The organism is Reyranella sp. (assembly GCF_050185545.1).
In the GTDB taxonomy this organism is placed as follows: domain Bacteria; phylum Pseudomonadota; class Alphaproteobacteria; order Reyranellales; family Reyranellaceae; genus Reyranella.
Genome location: NZ_JBFWZI010000032.1, coordinates 2,686 through 16,504, shown reverse-complemented (window position 1 = coordinate 16,504; position 13,819 = coordinate 2,686). Strand labels below are relative to the sequence as shown.

The 13,819-nt window shown below is 66.8% G+C and carries 13 protein-coding genes; 9 read left to right on the top strand and 4 right to left on the bottom strand.

All coding sequences use genetic code 11. The features are described from left to right. Positions 1–136 precede the first annotated feature (136 nt). The 4 genes from AB7O82_RS11675 to AB7O82_RS11660 are packed head-to-tail and all read left to right on the top strand — an operon-like array spanning position 137 to position 4,587. Positions 137–1,555: a M20 family metallopeptidase gene (locus tag AB7O82_RS11675; protein WP_428549669.1), complete on the top strand. Its 1,419-nt coding sequence runs from the start codon at positions 137–139 to the stop codon at positions 1,553–1,555. 21 nt (positions 1,556–1,576) lie between these two features. Then, positions 1,577–2,053 carry a hypothetical protein gene (locus AB7O82_RS11670; protein ID WP_428549671.1) on the top strand — a complete coding sequence of 159 codons (477 nt, stop codon included), beginning with the start codon at positions 1,577–1,579 and terminating at the stop codon, positions 2,051–2,053. Between the two features lies 1 nt (position 2,054). Further along, positions 2,055–3,689 (top strand): GMC family oxidoreductase, encoded by a 1,635-nt coding sequence (locus AB7O82_RS11665; protein WP_428549673.1) that lies wholly within the window; start codon positions 2,055–2,057, stop codon positions 3,687–3,689. A gap of 37 nt (positions 3,690–3,726) precedes the next feature. Beyond that, the gene (locus AB7O82_RS11660) at positions 3,727–4,587 is read left to right on the top strand and encodes an SDR family oxidoreductase (RefSeq protein ID WP_428549675.1); all 861 of its coding nucleotides are present in this window, start codon (positions 3,727–3,729) and stop codon (positions 4,585–4,587) included. A 36-nt stretch (positions 4,588–4,623) separates the two neighbouring features. On the opposite strand, the gene AB7O82_RS11655 is transcribed toward AB7O82_RS11660, so the two are convergent. After that, positions 4,624–5,010: a hypothetical protein gene (locus tag AB7O82_RS11655; protein WP_428549677.1), complete on the bottom strand. Its 387-nt coding sequence runs from the start codon at positions 5,008–5,010 to the stop codon at positions 4,624–4,626. Between the two features lie 92 nt (positions 5,011–5,102). Beyond that, on the bottom strand, positions 5,103–6,065 hold the full coding sequence (locus AB7O82_RS11650; protein WP_428549679.1) for a Bug family tripartite tricarboxylate transporter substrate binding protein: 963 nt from the start codon (positions 6,063–6,065) through the stop codon (positions 5,103–5,105). Positions 6,066–6,653: 588 nt separating this feature from the next. Between AB7O82_RS11650 and AB7O82_RS11645 the strand changes: the two genes are divergently transcribed. Beyond that, positions 6,654–7,094 (top strand): phage tail tip lysozyme, encoded by a 441-nt coding sequence (locus tag AB7O82_RS11645; RefSeq protein WP_428549681.1) that lies wholly within the window; start codon positions 6,654–6,656, stop codon positions 7,092–7,094. On the opposite strand, the gene AB7O82_RS11640 is transcribed toward AB7O82_RS11645, so the two are convergent. Then, positions 7,067–8,713, bottom strand: a complete 1,647-nt coding sequence (locus AB7O82_RS11640) for an AMP-binding protein (RefSeq protein WP_428549683.1) — start codon at positions 8,711–8,713, stop codon at positions 7,067–7,069. The two genes, AB7O82_RS11645 and AB7O82_RS11640, sit on opposite strands and share 28 nt — an antisense overlap. A 116-nt stretch (positions 8,714–8,829) precedes the next feature. Here AB7O82_RS11640 and yghU point away from each other — a divergent pair, with 116 nt between their 5' ends. From yghU to AB7O82_RS11625, 3 genes are all read left to right on the top strand, one after another. After that, positions 8,830–9,708 carry a glutathione-dependent disulfide-bond oxidoreductase gene (gene yghU / locus AB7O82_RS11635; RefSeq protein WP_428549685.1) on the top strand — a complete coding sequence of 293 codons (879 nt, stop codon included), beginning with the start codon at positions 8,830–8,832 and terminating at the stop codon, positions 9,706–9,708. Positions 9,709–10,086: 378 nt separating this feature from the next. Beyond that, on the top strand, positions 10,087–10,473 hold the full coding sequence (locus AB7O82_RS11630; RefSeq protein ID WP_428549687.1) for a hypothetical protein: 387 nt from the start codon (positions 10,087–10,089) through the stop codon (positions 10,471–10,473). A 302-nt stretch (positions 10,474–10,775) separates the two neighbouring features. Then, complete coding sequence (locus AB7O82_RS11625) at positions 10,776–11,678, top strand: HpcH/HpaI aldolase/citrate lyase family protein (RefSeq protein WP_428619425.1); 903 nt, start codon at positions 10,776–10,778, stop codon at positions 11,676–11,678. Positions 11,679–11,821: 143 nt separating this feature from the next. Here AB7O82_RS11625 and AB7O82_RS11620 read toward each other — a convergent pair whose 3' ends face one another. After that, a complete protein-coding gene (locus AB7O82_RS11620) occupies positions 11,822–12,691 on the bottom strand; it encodes an EamA family transporter (RefSeq protein WP_428555513.1) in 870 nt (289 codons plus the stop codon). A gap of 141 nt (positions 12,692–12,832) precedes the next feature. Between AB7O82_RS11620 and AB7O82_RS11615 the strand changes: the two genes are divergently transcribed. Further along, positions 12,833–13,654, top strand: a complete 822-nt coding sequence (locus tag AB7O82_RS11615) for an enoyl-CoA hydratase/isomerase family protein (protein WP_428555510.1) — start codon at positions 12,833–12,835, stop codon at positions 13,652–13,654. Positions 13,655–13,819 lie beyond the last annotated feature (165 nt).

The window sequence follows — 13,819 nt, the reverse complement described above, 5'->3', positions numbered from 1 at the left end:
TGGTTTAACGCCTATGGGGCACCTCCCCCGATGACCGGGGAGGGATTTCGAGATGTGTCCGCTCCCTGGCAGAGAAGCTGGAGGGGAGAACGAGAGAACGTAGCGAGAGGCCTTTGCCTTGTCCTAACATGGGCGCATGGACACCCACCGCCTGAAGACCTTCGTCGATACGTTCTGGGACGATGCGATCGTGCCGTCCCTCGTCGAGTACATCCGCATCCCCAACAAATCGCCGGCCTACGATCCGCAATGGGTCGAGCACGGCTACATGGAAGACGCCGTCAGGCTGATGGAGACGTGGGCGCGCCGCGAGCTCGCCGCGTTTGCCGGCGCTACCCTGGAGGTCGTGCGCCTGCCCGGCCGCACGCCGCTGATCTTCATCGACGTTCCAGGCGATGGCAGCGACACCGTCCTGCTCTACGGCCATCTCGACAAGCAGCCCGAGATGAAGGGCTGGGCGGAAGGACTTGGGCCATGGATACCGGTCATCAAGGACGATAAGCTCTATGGTCGCGGCGGCGCCGATGACGGCTATGCGATGTATGGCTGCTTTGCCGCCCTCCACGCCCTGCGCGAGCAGAACGTGCCGCGCGCCCGCTGCGTGATCATGATCGAGGCGTGCGAGGAATCGGGCAGCTACGACCTGCCGTACTATGTCGACCATCTGATCGGCCGCATCGGCAGCCCGTCGTTGGTCGTTTGCCTCGACTCGGGCTGCGGCGACTACGAGCGGCTGTGGCTTACCACGTCGTTGCGCGGCATCGCCGCGGGAACGCTGACCGTTCGGGTGCTGACCGAAGGCGTCCATTCGGGCGATGCGTCCGGCATCGTGCCGTCATCCTTCCGCCTGCTGCGCGGGCTGCTGTCGCGGATCGAGGACGAGGCGACCGGCGCGATCAAGCTCGACGATCTCTACGTCCAGATCCCGCCGCAACGCATCGAGCAGGCCAAGGCAGCGGCGGAGGTGTTGGGCGACGCGGTCTACAATCGGTACCCCTTCGCAGGCGCGACGCGGCCGATGGCGGGCGATCGCGGCGAGTTGGTGCTGAACCGCACCTGGCGGCCGCAGCTCGCGGTGGTGGCGATGGATGGCTATCCGACGCCAGGCAATGCCGGCAACGTGCTGCTGCCCTATTCCACGGCCAAGCTCAGCATCCGGGTTCCGCCGACGCTCGACGCTGCCGTCGCGACGCAGGCGATCAAGCGCGCGCTCGAGGCCGATGCGCCCTACGGCGCCGAGATCGAGTTCGACGCCGAAGGCGGGCAGAGTGGCTGGCACGCGCCGCAGCTCGCGCCGTGGCTGGCCAAGGCAGTGGCGCAGGCCTCGCAGGATGCGTTCGGCAAGCCGGCGGCCTACATGGGCGAAGGCGGCTCTATCCCCTTCATGGGTATGCTCGGCGAAAAGTTTCCCGATACCCAGTTCGTCATCACCGGTGTGCTCGGGCCACACTCCAATGCGCACGGGCCCAACGAGTTCCTGCACATCCCGACCGGCAAGCGCGTGACGATGGCGGTGGCCCGCATGATCGCCGCGCATCACGACCGCCCGAAGTAACCGCAATCCGCTCGAGACCCCATGGACAGCCTTTCCAACTCCGGACTGAGCGCCGCCGAACGCCATGACCTCGGCATCATCGCCGGCACGATGGTGCCGGCGGATGGCGAGCTCGGCATGCCCGGAGCCGACGATCCCGCCATCCTGGCCGACATCGAGAAATCGATCGGACGCGACCTGCCACTGATTCGCGAGGCCCTGGCCGCGATCGGGCGCAAGGCGGACGGCGCGTTCGCCGGACTCGACCGGGATCGGCGCGAGGCTCTCGTCAACGACTGGTACAAGAGCGGCGGCGCGGCGGCGGTGATGCTGGGCCGCCTGGTGCTCGGCGCCTACTACCGCGACGACCGGGTCCTGGTGGCGCTTGGGCTGGAAGCGCGGGCGCCTTTCCCGAAGGGCTACCTCCTGGAGCAGGGCGACTGGTCGCTGCTCGATCCGGTTCGCGGGCGCGCGCCCTTGTGGCGCGATGATCGCGCCGCCCTTTCGGGAGAGCGCTGACATGGCCGGACAGGAGAGGGCCGGACAGGAGAGGGCCGGACAGGAACGGGTCGACGTCCTGATCATCGGCTCCGGCGCCTCGGGGGCCGCGGCGGCGTGGAGCCTCGCCGAGACGAAGATGCGCATCCTCTGCCTCGAGCAGGGTGACTGGGTGAAGTCGACCGACTTCCCCACCAATGGGCGCGACTGGGAAGCGCGGCGCTACGGCGATTTCGACATCAGCCCGAACCGGCGCGGCCGCGACACCGACTATCCGATCAACGACGACAGTTCGTTGATGAAGATCGCCAACTTCAACGGCGTCGGCGGCGGCACGATCATCTACACGGCGCACTGGCCGCGCATGCACCCGTCGGATTTCCGCGTGCGGTCGCTCGACGGCGTGGCGGACGACTGGCCGATCGACTACTGGACGCTGGAGCGGTTCTACGAGGAGAACGACCGCATGATGGGCGTCTCCGGTCTGGCCGGCGATCCCGGCGTGCCGCCGCGCCATCCGCCGATGCCGCCGATCCCGCTCGGCAAGACCGGCACGCGTTACGCCCAGGCGATGAACCGGCTAGGCTGGCACTGGTGGCCGTCCGACACCACCATCGCTACCACGAGCTACGAAGGCCGGGCGCCCTGCATCAACCTCGGTCACTGCACGCCGGGCTGCGCGCAGGGCGCCAAGGCCAGCACCGACATCACCTACTGGCCATTGGCGCTGCGCGCCGGAGTCGAACTGCGCACGCGCTGCCGGGTGCGCGAGATCACTGTCGGCCGGGATGGTATGGCATCGGGTGCCGTCTACTACGACGCCGAGGGCAAGGAGCACTTCCAGCCGGCCGAGGTAGTGATCGTGGCGTGCAACGGCGTGGGCACGCCGCGCCTGCTGCTGAACTCGGTGTCGGGGCGGTTTCCCAACGGGCTCGCCAATTCTTCCGGCCTGGTCGGCAAGAACCTGATGCTGCATCCCTGGCCGATCGTGTCGGGCTATGTCGACGAGCCGCTCGATGGCGGGCGCGGCCCCATTACCTGCATGTGGAGCAAGCAGTTCTACGAGACCGACCCGGCGCGCGATTTCGTGCGCGGCTACACGCTGCAGTTCGGCCGCGGCACCGGCCCGGCCAACCATGCGATGGTCGCGGCCGGCGCCGGTCATTTGCCGTGGGGCCGCGATCATCATCGCATCTACCGCGGCCTGCTCGACCGGCGGGTCAATATCGGCGTCGCCTGCGAGGACCTGCCGGAGGAGCGCAACCGGGTGACGCTCGATCCCGTGCTCAAGGACAGCAACGGCATTCCCGCGCCGCGCATCGACTACACCATCAGCGAGAACACGCAGCGCATGATGGAGCACGGCATCGCCCGCGCCGAGGAGATCCTGACCGAGGCGGGCGCCAGCCGGCTCTACTGCTCGCGCACGGTGCTGAACTACCCGGGTCATCTCCTCGGCACGGCACGCATGGGGGCCGATCCCGGGCGCTCGGTCGTCAACGAATGGGGCCGCAGCCACGACGTGAAGAACCTGTTCATCGTCGACGGCAGCATCTGGGTGACCTCGGGCGGAGTGAACCCGACCTCGACCATCCAGGCGCTGGCACTCTACGTCGCCGACCAGATGAAGCAGCGCCTGGCGACGTTGTTCGATTGAGATTAGTGAGGAGCATCGAACGAAGGAGGAAGCGGGCATGGCCGAGAAAGCCGGAAAGAACACCAAGGGGAAACCGGTCGCGGTGGTGATCGGCGCCACGTCGAAATGGCAATCGGACGGCCGCAACACCAAGCTGGTGCATGGCAAGGCCGTCGACGACAGCGGCCTGCCCGTGGGCGTGCGCTGGGGCGTCGGCGGCGCCATTGCCCAGAAGTTCGCCCGCGAGGGCTTCTTCGTCGTCATGACGACGCGCACCGCCGTCAACGCGGCCGGCCTCGAGAAGGCGATTCACGCCCAGGGCGGCGACGGCATGGTGGTCGAGCTCGATCTGTCGCGCCAAGAGTCGATCTCGGCGGCCTTCGCCACGATCCGCAACCAGGCCGGCGAGCCCCAGGTCGTGGTCTACAATGCGGGTTATCTCGAGGGTCGCGACCTGCCGCCGGACAAGGAGTTGCTCGAGCACATTCCGGTCGAGATGTTCGACACCGCCCATCACATTGCCAGCCGTGGCCCGTTTCTGGTCGCCAAGGAAGTCCTGCCGGCCATGCGCAAGCGCGGCGAGGGCACGTTCCTGTTTTCCAACAACGCGAGCTCGCTGCGCGGCCGCAAGCGGATGACGGGCCAGTCGCTCTACTATCCGCGCGTGATGATGCGTACCCTGGCGCAGGTGCTCACCGAGGAATACTCCGAGCACGGTATCCACGTCGCCAACGTGGTGATCGACGGCACCATCGATTCACCCGGCACCCGCGCCCTGCCGCGGGTCCGCCAGAACCCCGACCTGGTGATCAATCCGGAGAAGATCGCCGACGCCTTCTACTACCTGCACACCCAGGATCGTTCGTGCTGGACGCACGAGCTGCAGCTGACGCCGTTCCCGAGCAAGCCGAGCTATTGACGGCGTGGCGACAATGCGGTTCGAGGGCAGGCCGTGCTAGGTTGCGACGGCCTGCTTGCTGTCGCGCACAGCGTGGCCATGCCGTCCGGCCGACGGCAGCGACACCACCCGCCGCAGCAGCCAGATCGCGCACCGCCGCCACAGCGGCGTGTCGAAGTGCCGGGCGAACTCGCGATTGACCTCGACGCCGCGCCAATAGGAGGTACGCCAATCGCGGAAAGCCGCGTGGAACTTCCGCGTCTGCTCGGGTGTGGCGCGCAGGAGGGAGCAGTCGCACACCGCGTCGATTCGCACCTCGTCCTCGGCGACGAACCGGAAGTGGTGCCGGCTCGGCCGATGGTGCAGTGTGTCGTTGGAGAACTCGAACTCTTCCGGGCGTGAACGGATGGCGGCGATCGCCGGAGCCAGATCCAGGTAGGGCATTCGGAACGCTCCTCTGATGATTCGGATAAATGCCTGGGCTCTGGCTTTGGTTGCAGGTTGGCGCAGATTCAGTCAGCCCATTCGGTCAGGCCTCACTGCGGCTCGAGGCCGGCATCCCTCAGCGCCACCTTCCAGACCGCGAGCTGATCCTTCATGTAGGCGGCCAGTGCTTCGGGGCTCGACGATTTCGGTGCGAAGCCGTGGCGCTGCATCTGTTCCTTGACCGACGGCTTGGCGAGGGCGGCGGCCATCGCCTTGTTCATGGCGGCGACGATCTCGGAAGGCAGACCGGCCGGGCCGACCAGGGCGAACCACGGGCTTATCGGCAGCTTGCGCTGGCCAGCCTCGACGAGCGAGGGTACCTCGGGCAGCAGGGGACTGCGCTCGTCGAACCCCGTGGACAGGGCGCGGAGCTTGCCGGCCTTGATGTGGGCCAGCGCGGACGTCGAGGTGCTGTTCATCAGCGGCACCCGGCCCGACAGGAGGTCGGTCATCGCATCCGGCTCGGACTTGTAGCGGATCGCTTCGAGCGTGATGCGATTGTTGGCCGCCAGCATCGCCATCGAGACGAGGGCGTAGGTATTGCCGGAGGCGTAATTCACCGGCTTGGGGCTCGTCCGGGCGAAGGCGATGAGCTCGCCGAGCGTGCTCGCCGGCAGGGAAGGATGGGCGACGATGAAGAATGTGTTGTCGCCGAGGTAGGTGACCGGCGTGAAGTCAGCCATGACGTCGTAGGGTGGCACCTTCTGCAGGTTCGGCGCCACCGCCAGCGGGCTGTTGGTGCCGAACAGGAAGGTATAGCCGTCCGGCGCCGCGCGCTTGACCTCGCCGGCGGCCAGCGCGCCGTCGGCGCCCGGCTTGGGCACCACGATGATGGGTTGGCCGAGCATCTGCTCCAGTTCCTGGCCGACAATGCGCGCCAAGGCATCGGTCGCTGATCCCGCGCCGAATGGCAGGACGAACCGAATCGGCTTCGACGGATAGGGCTGCGCCTGGGCCGCGACGCAAGGCATCAGCAGCACCGCGGCAAGTGCCGCAGCGATCTTCTTTAGCATGATTTTTCCTCCGGAGGCTTTTCTCTTGGCGCGAGCGTAACCCGGCGGATGGTCCCGTGAACAGTCCGCGCGCAGCCGGAGCGGGGCATTCGTCCTGGTGAGCTACCTGCTGATGCGGCTGTGGAATCGCGCCGCCGAGAGCACGACCTGATGGCCGCGCGCGCGATATCGTGGCAGCGCCCTGTGCAGCAGGTCGCCGTCTGACTGGCGGCGGCGCTGCTGCTCCTGTGGATGGTCCTTCCCTTCGTCTGGATGCTGCTGACCTCGCTCAAGAACCCGGGCCACATCATCTTGGTACCGCCGAAATTCGTCTTCGCGCCGACCTCGACAATCATTCGGCGCTGGTGATCGGCGAGCAGGGCGGGCGAAGTCCGGCCGAGGCGTCACCGGAACCAGAAATAACGGTGCACTAACGGCACCTGCGGATACTGGCCGCGATCCGTTGCCGGCGACCGTACCTGCGCCGCTAGCAACCAATGCCTGTTCCGACGGTGATGTCGGAGGCGAAGACGTGAACAGTGAGGGCGAGCGGAAGTCGGCCAGCGGGTCATCGAGTTCGATTGTGTCATATCCAGGAGGGGGTGTGTGATGCCCATCACGGTTTCCGGAACGAAGCTCGTGCGCGCGCGTGAAGCGCTTGCCTTCTTCACCAATGTGGGCTGGTCCAGGGAGCACGCCGCAGGGTTGATCGCCAACATCGAGGCCGAGAGCGAGTTCGATCCCCAGGCTCTCGGCGCCGGCGGTTTGGCATTCGGCATCTGCCAGTGGCATCCCGGCCGCCAGGCCGCATTCAAGGCCGAGTTCGGCTCCTGCATCAGGGAATCGAGCTATGTCGGTCAGCTCCGCTTCGTCGACTTCGAGCTTCATCATGCAGAACATCGTGCCGGCGAGACGTTGCGCGAGGTCTTGTCGGCGCGCAACGCAGGCGAGGTCGTCTGCAGGCTCTACGAGCGGCCCATCGATCCGAACGGAAACGAGAGTTTCAGACGCGGGACGCGTGCTCAGGATTGGCTCAACCTGCTCGCCTGACCGAAGCGCTTCAGCGCGTCCTCGCGCAGCATCGCCTTCCTGATCTTGCCCGACTCGGTCATCGGGAAGGCCTCGACGAAAACGACGTGCCGCGGCAGCTTGAAGCTTGCGATCTTGCCGCGGCAATGGCCGAGCACCTCGTCGGCCTCGAGCGAAAGGCCCTGACGACGTTCGACATAGGCCACTGCGACCTCGCCCAGGCGTTCATCCGGCAGTCCGACCACGGCGACCTGCTGGACGGCAGGATGCTCCAGCAGCAGGCCCTCGGTCTCCATCGGATCGACGTTCTCGCCGCCGACCTTGAGCATGTCCTTGTAGCGGCCGAGGAAGCGGAGATGGCCGTCCGCCAACCATATCGCGGCATCGCCGGTGCGGAACCAGCCATCCTCGGTGAAGCAGGCGGCGGTCTCGGCGGGCTTCTTGTAGTACTCCTTCATCACCGCCCAGCCACGCACCTGCAGTTCACCTGCAACGCCTGGCCCAAGCACCGCCCCTGTGCCGTCGTCGACGATGCGCAGCTCGTAGCCGATTCCCGGCCAGCCGGACGCCTCGCTGCGATGCATCTCGTCGTCGTCGAGCGAGGACAGCGACACACCTAGCCAGATCTCGGTCATGCCGTATCCGGAGAGATTTCTGATCGGCGCGAGGGCCTTCATGCCGCGGCGCACCACAGGCGTGGCGCTCAGCATGCCGGCGGCGAAGATGCCGGTACGCAGGCTGGAGACGTTGCGCGGGCGTGCCTCCTGCGCGTCGCTGAGCCCTTTCACGTGCGCCTCGAAGCCGTGAATGACCGTGGCGCGTTCCTGCTCGATCAGGTCGAGGCTCTCCTCGGGATCGAAGCTCCGGGTCACGATCTGCCGCGCGCCGGTGATCATCGACATCCAGGCCGCCTCCGACAGGGCGAGAGCATGGAACAGCGGCAGGTAATTGAGGATCGTGTCGTTGTAGGTAATCGCCATCCGGTGGGCGCGCTCCTCGACGTTGCGGATCAGCTCATGGCTGCGCACGACCCCCTTTGGGAAGCCGGTGGTACCCGAGGTGTACATGATGAAGGCGGTCGCGGCCGGGTCGACGGCGCGGGCTCGCGCCGCCAGATGGTCGGCGGAAATCTGCCGTGCAGGCCCGGCAAGCGACTGCCAATCCAGGGTTCCCGCCTGCGGCGCCTCGCCGAGCAGGATCACCGAGCGTAGCACGGGGAAGCGCGGATCCTGCACGGCGTGGCCCGAGGCGGGCAGGCTGATCGCCTCGCGCACCATGCCGGCATAGTCGACCGGGCCCGAGCGGTCATGGGTGATCAGGAATCGGCTGTCGGACTGCGCCAGGACGTAGGACAGGTCGCGCGGGCGGAACCGCGTGTTGATCGGCACCAGCACGGCACCGATCTTCTGCACTGCGAACGAGATGAAGATCCAGTCGTCGCAATTGTTGAGCCACAACGCGACGTGCTCGCCGTGGCCGACTCCGGCCGCGATCAGGCGGCGTGCCGCCTCGTCGATGTGCGCGGCGATCTGGCGGAACGTGTAGCGCTTGGCGCCGAACACCAGGCCTTCGCGGTCGGGCAGGCGGGCGGCGATGTCGTCCGCGAGATCGCCGAAGCGGCGTTGCCGGTCTGCCCTCATGATACTTATTCCTCCATTCGTTTTCCTTGTCCGAAGTTTGTCGCCGGGCGCGCCGGAAGGCCACCGGCAAGTTAGAATGGCGCCATGAACGAAACCGCCAGCAAAGGAACTGGAGCATGAGCAGCGCATCCGACTACGTGCCGCCGAAGGTTTGGGTCTGGAACAAGCCGAACGGCGGCCGCTTCGCCAACATAAACCGGCCGGTCGCCGGGCCGACGCACGACAAGGAGCTGCCGGTCGGCAAGCATCCTCTGCAGCTCTATTCGCTGGGCACGCCGAACGGCCAGAAGGTCACGATCATGCTCGAGGAGCTGCTGGCGCGCGGCCACAAGGGCGCTGAATACGACGCCTGGCTGATCAGGATCGGCGAGGGCGAGCAGTTCGGCAGCGGCTTCGTCGCCGTCAACCCCAACTCCAAGATTCCGGCGCTGGTCGACCGCAGCGGCGCCAAGCCGATCCGCATCTTCGAATCGGGTGCGATGCTGCTGCATCTCGCCGAGAAGTTCGGCGAGTTCCTGCCCAAGGATGTCGCCGGGCGTGCCGAGTGCCTGTCGTGGCTGTTCTGGCAGATGGGCAGCGCACCCTACCTGGGCGGTGGCTTCGGCCACTTCTATGCCTACGCCCCGTTCAAGATCGAGTACGCCATCGACCGCTTCGCCATGGAGACCAAGCGGCAGCTCGACGTGCTCGAGCGCCGCCTCGGCGAGACGCCGTACCTCGCAGGCGACGATTACACCATCGCCGACATCGCGGTGTGGCCGTGGTACGGCGGCCTGTCGAAGGGGCTGCTCTATGGCGCCGGCGAGTTTCTGGCGGTGCACGAATACAAGAACGTCAACCGCTGGGCCGATGCCATCGGTGCACGCCCGGCGGTCAAGCGTGGCCGCATCGTCAATCGCCTGCAGGGCGATCCCGCGATGCAGCTGCGCGAACGCCACGATGCCAGCGACTTCGAGCTCAGGACTGAAGACAAGCTGGCTGCGGCTGCGAACTGACTTCTGGCGAAGCATCGCCACATTGGCGCCCCCGTGCCGGAGCATGGGGGCGCAGAGGGGCTGGGGCTTCCCCGGCTTTGGCTCCCCGACCTTTCCGCCACGAACGGTACGCCATCGTGATGTCGTCGAAGACGCCACCCGAGCGGAATGCCGCGATTTGTACGATGATGAACAAAGCGCTCGCAGCCGCCGAAGTGCGCGCAGCCTATGCACAGCAGGGCATGGGGTCTCTGAGCGGCACGGCAGAGGAACGAAGCCGCACATCGCGCGCGCAACCGATGTCTGGAGAAAGGTGATAGCGAACGCGGACATCGGCTGGAATGACGCACCCCTGCGGCGGAACCTCGGGGACCGCCGGCCATTAATGCCGGCGGTAAGATGCTCACGCTCGATCGACACATCGCCGTTGCGGCAATGTTGGTGCTGCTCGTCGGCGCCCGAGTTGCAATGTGCCAGGACGTTGCACGCGCGCAGTCGGGCGAGCACGGCGACGGACACGCCACCAATCACGACTGGTATCAGCATCTCGAGACGCCGCAGGGCTATTCGTGCTGCAAGGGCGATGAGACGAGTGGCGATTGCCGGCCGGTGCAAGCCAGGCCGCGCGATGACGGCCAATGGGAGGCCTTCTTCGGCGGTCAATGGCAGTTCGTGCCAGCCGAGCGGATCCTGCCGGACCGCCTGAACCGCATCCCGTTGCACTCCCACATCTGCGAGCAGGACGGATATGTCAGGTGCTTCCTGCGTGGCGGCAGCGGAACCTGAGAGCCGGCGGCGCGCCACGGGGCCTAACGTCGACAAGAGCGCGTCATGCGCCGGGACCGCGCCACTCCGATGGCGCGCTTGGGATGTGAAATCATGAAGAGCCATCGGAGTGGCGCGCTCCCAGTGGAAGTTGATCTGCTTCCGGCAAGGGGCGCGGTCCCAGCCATGAGCTTCCTTGGTGCAGCCCCTCTCCGGTGTTGCCGTGTCCCGTGCTGATTTCGCAGGTCGGCCTGTGATAGGCGCAGCGACGACTTTGTCACAGCCGCGGTCTAGAAGGGGGCCTGCAGACTGGAGTGCATCACATGACCTCGCCCCTGCCGTCCTGGCGATCGCTGCTGTTCGTTCCGATGACCTCGGAACGATTCATTGCCAAGGCTCATACGCGTGGTGCCGACGCCATCATTCTCGACCTCGAGGATTCGGTCCTGCCGACTCACAAGGCGACGGCGCGCGCCGCCCTGGCGGCCACCGTGCCGCGCGTCGCCCAGGCCGGCGCTGACGTCGTGGTGCGCATCAACCGCCCGCTCGATCTCGCCGTCGCCGATATCGCCGCGGCCGTCATGCCCGGCATCGCCGCCCTTATGCTGCCCAAGGTGATGGGCCCCGAGCACGTGAGGCTGCTGGCCGAGCTGGTGAGCGATCGCGAGACGGCGCTCGGCATGACGATCGGCCATACGCGTTTCCTCGCCTTGATCGAATCGCCGGCGGCGCTGCCGCACCTCTACGCCATTGCCGCCGAGCCGCGGATAGCCGGCATGTCGGTCGGCGGGGAGGACATGGCGACCGAGCTCGGCGCCGTTCCTTCGGCCGACAGCATGTATGTCTTCGCCATGCAGGGCCTCGCGGCGGCGCGTGCAGCCGGCATCCTGCCGATGGGCTCGATGGGCCAGCTTGCCAACATCAACGACCTCGATTCCTACAGAGCCGGGTTGCGGCGCGGCCGGGCTCTGGGCTTCACGACGGCTTCCTGCATTCATCCGGCGCACGTGCCGATCATCAACGAAGAGTACGGTGCATCGGACTCCGAGCTCGACCGCGCGCGCCGTCTGATCGCGGCCTTTGATGCCGCGGCGGCTGATGGTGCGGGAGCGGTGGCATTCGAGGGCAGCATGATCGACCTGCCAGTCGTCGTTCGCGCGCGGCGCCTCCTGGAGCGCGCCGCCGCATGGGCGCGCCCGTCCGGCGCGGGCGTCCCTCAGGGGTGATAGTCGTCGCCGGGAGCGCGCCACTCCAGCGTCGCTCATGGTCTTCCGGACCGCGGGCGTCTCGCCCGCTCATGGTTCATGAATCATGAGCGGGCGAGACGCCCGCGGTCCGGAAGACCATGAGCACCTGGGCGTGGCGCGCCCTACCGCCCTTTCGACAGACCGAGGGTCGCGCCGGCGCCGGCGACGATGACGAGCAGGATGCCGAGGCATTGCTGCAGGTCGAGCGCTTCGCCGAGAACGACATAGGCCATGATCGCGCCCACCGCCGGAACGGCGCTGGCGAGGAGGCCGTAGACCCGTGAAGGGAGCTGGCGCATGGCGTGGATCTGCAGGAAGAAGGGAATGGCGCTGCACAGGATCGCGATCACCAGCCCGGCCGCCAGCCATTCCTCGCGAAACAGCTTGGCGCCGGTGGTCGCGAGGCCGAACGGAACGACGAAGACGAAGGCAATCGCCAGGCCGGCGGCCGCGATGCTGCCGCCGCCCAGCGTCGAGACCCGTTTTCCGTAGACGATGTAGCTTGCCCAGCATACCGCCGAGCCGAAGGCGAATGCGATACCGAGCGGGTCCACGGCGGCGACATCGCCCACTCCCTTGAACAGCAGCAGGACCAGGCCGGTGATCGCACAGGCAACCCATGCCAGGTCGGCGAGCCGGCGCGAGTTGAAGACGACGACGGCGAGCGGCCCGGTTACCTCGATTGCCATGCCGATGCCGATCGGAATGCGCGCATAGGCCTGATAGGCGATGCTGTTCATCAGCCCGAGGGCGAGGCCGTAGGCGACGACGTTGCCGATCTGGTTTCGCTTCACGCGAAGCCGCCAGGCCCGGGTCACGACGCCGAGCAGGATCGCGCTGAAGCCGACGCGGAGCGCAATGACGCCCTCCGGCCCGATGGCGGCGAACAGGGACTTCGACCACGCCGCGCCCCAGGCATTCGAGAATTGCGTCGCGACGACGGCCAGGGCGGCGAGAGCCACGTAGTTTCGGGTGTGCTGGGCTTCAGGCATTCCCGCTCTGAAACCGGCCGGACTGTCGAGTCACGCCGCCTTTATCGCGCGAAACGGTCTGCAAGTCGATGCGATCGCGGCGTTGTCTTGCGAGCGCGGGCGGGCGATCGTTCGGCCAGGATCATCGATCGAGAGGTTGCCGTGAGCACACCGGGACAGACGCAGCAGGAAACGGCCGGCGAGGCCGCGCAGGATCTCGTGATCGAGGATCGCGGACATGTTCGTGTGTTGACGCTCAATCGACCGCAGCGCGCCAATGCGCTCACCCCGGAGCTGATGGCGGCGATCGCCGAGGCATTCGTCGAGGCCGGGGCCGATCCCGAGGTGCGGGCGATCGTGGTCACGGGCGCAGGCGACCGGGCGTTCTGCGGCGGCTTCGACCTGAAGGCGCGGCACGAGGCGGACCAGGCCGGCAAACCCTTCGTCTATCTCATGTCGACCCGGGAGCGCTTCGTCTTCGAGGTGATCTACGAGACCTATAAGCCGGTAGTTGCCGCGATCAACGGAGCGGCGGTCGCCGGGGGGTTCGAGCTGGCGCTCGCCTGCGACCTCCGGATCGGCGAGGAGCATGCCGTGTTCGGCCTGCCGGAAGCCAAGCGAGGGATGGGTGCCCATTTCGCTACCGTAATGCTGCCGCGCGCGATTCCGCGGGCGCACGCGCTCGATCTCTTGTTCCGGTCCGAATACATCGATGCCGCGAAGGCCGAGAGCATCGGCTTCCTCAACAAGGTCGTGGCCAAGGGCAAGGCGCTGGATGAGGCGATGGCATGGGCCACGCAGATCGCCGGCAATGCCCCTATCACTGTGCGCCGAATGAAGGAGACCGCGTCCAAGGCCTCGGGCCTGCCGGCGTCGGCGGCGCTGCGCCTCAACGAGGGCGTCAATCCCTATCTGTCGGAGGACCGCGTCGAGGGCATCGCCGCCTTCGTCGAGAAACGGCCGCCGCGCTGGAAGGGGCGGTGATCCCGGCACGGTCAGGCTTTTCCCGCGTGTTGCAGGGCGCGCCAGCGCCTTTCGATGTCCCTGACGGCTTCTTTGAGTGCACGCAGGTAACGCCTGGCCGCGACCTCCGGAGACATCGCCGAGCTGAAGAAGACGATGTTGAGGCTGCCGAGGACCGGCCCGATA

Coding starts and splice junctions, on each gene's coding strand:
- AB7O82_RS11625 (WP_428619425.1), top strand. CDS start 10,776: ATGACCTCGCCCCTGCCGTCCTGGCGATCGCTGCTGTTCGTTCCGATG.
- AB7O82_RS11630 (WP_428549687.1), top strand. CDS start 10,087: ATGCTCACGCTCGATCGACACATCGCCGTTGCGGCAATGTTGGTGCTG.
- AB7O82_RS11670 (WP_428549671.1), top strand. CDS start 1,577: ATGGACAGCCTTTCCAACTCCGGACTGAGCGCCGCCGAACGCCATGAC.
- AB7O82_RS11645 (WP_428549681.1), top strand. CDS start 6,654: ATGCCCATCACGGTTTCCGGAACGAAGCTCGTGCGCGCGCGTGAAGCG.
- AB7O82_RS11620 (WP_428555513.1), bottom strand. CDS start 12,691: ATGCCTGAAGCCCAGCACACCCGAAACTACGTGGCTCTCGCCGCCCTG.
- AB7O82_RS11650 (WP_428549679.1), bottom strand. CDS start 6,065: ATGCTAAAGAAGATCGCTGCGGCACTTGCCGCGGTGCTGCTGATGCCT.
- AB7O82_RS11655 (WP_428549677.1), bottom strand. CDS start 5,010: ATGCCCTACCTGGATCTGGCTCCGGCGATCGCCGCCATCCGTTCACGC.
- AB7O82_RS11660 (WP_428549675.1), top strand. CDS start 3,727: ATGGCCGAGAAAGCCGGAAAGAACACCAAGGGGAAACCGGTCGCGGTG.
- AB7O82_RS11640 (WP_428549683.1), bottom strand. CDS start 8,713: ATGAGGGCAGACCGGCAACGCCGCTTCGGCGATCTCGCGGACGACATC.
- AB7O82_RS11675 (WP_428549669.1), top strand. CDS start 137: ATGGACACCCACCGCCTGAAGACCTTCGTCGATACGTTCTGGGACGAT.
- yghU (WP_428549685.1), top strand. CDS start 8,830: ATGAGCAGCGCATCCGACTACGTGCCGCCGAAGGTTTGGGTCTGGAAC.
- AB7O82_RS11665 (WP_428549673.1), top strand. CDS start 2,055: ATGGCCGGACAGGAGAGGGCCGGACAGGAGAGGGCCGGACAGGAACGG.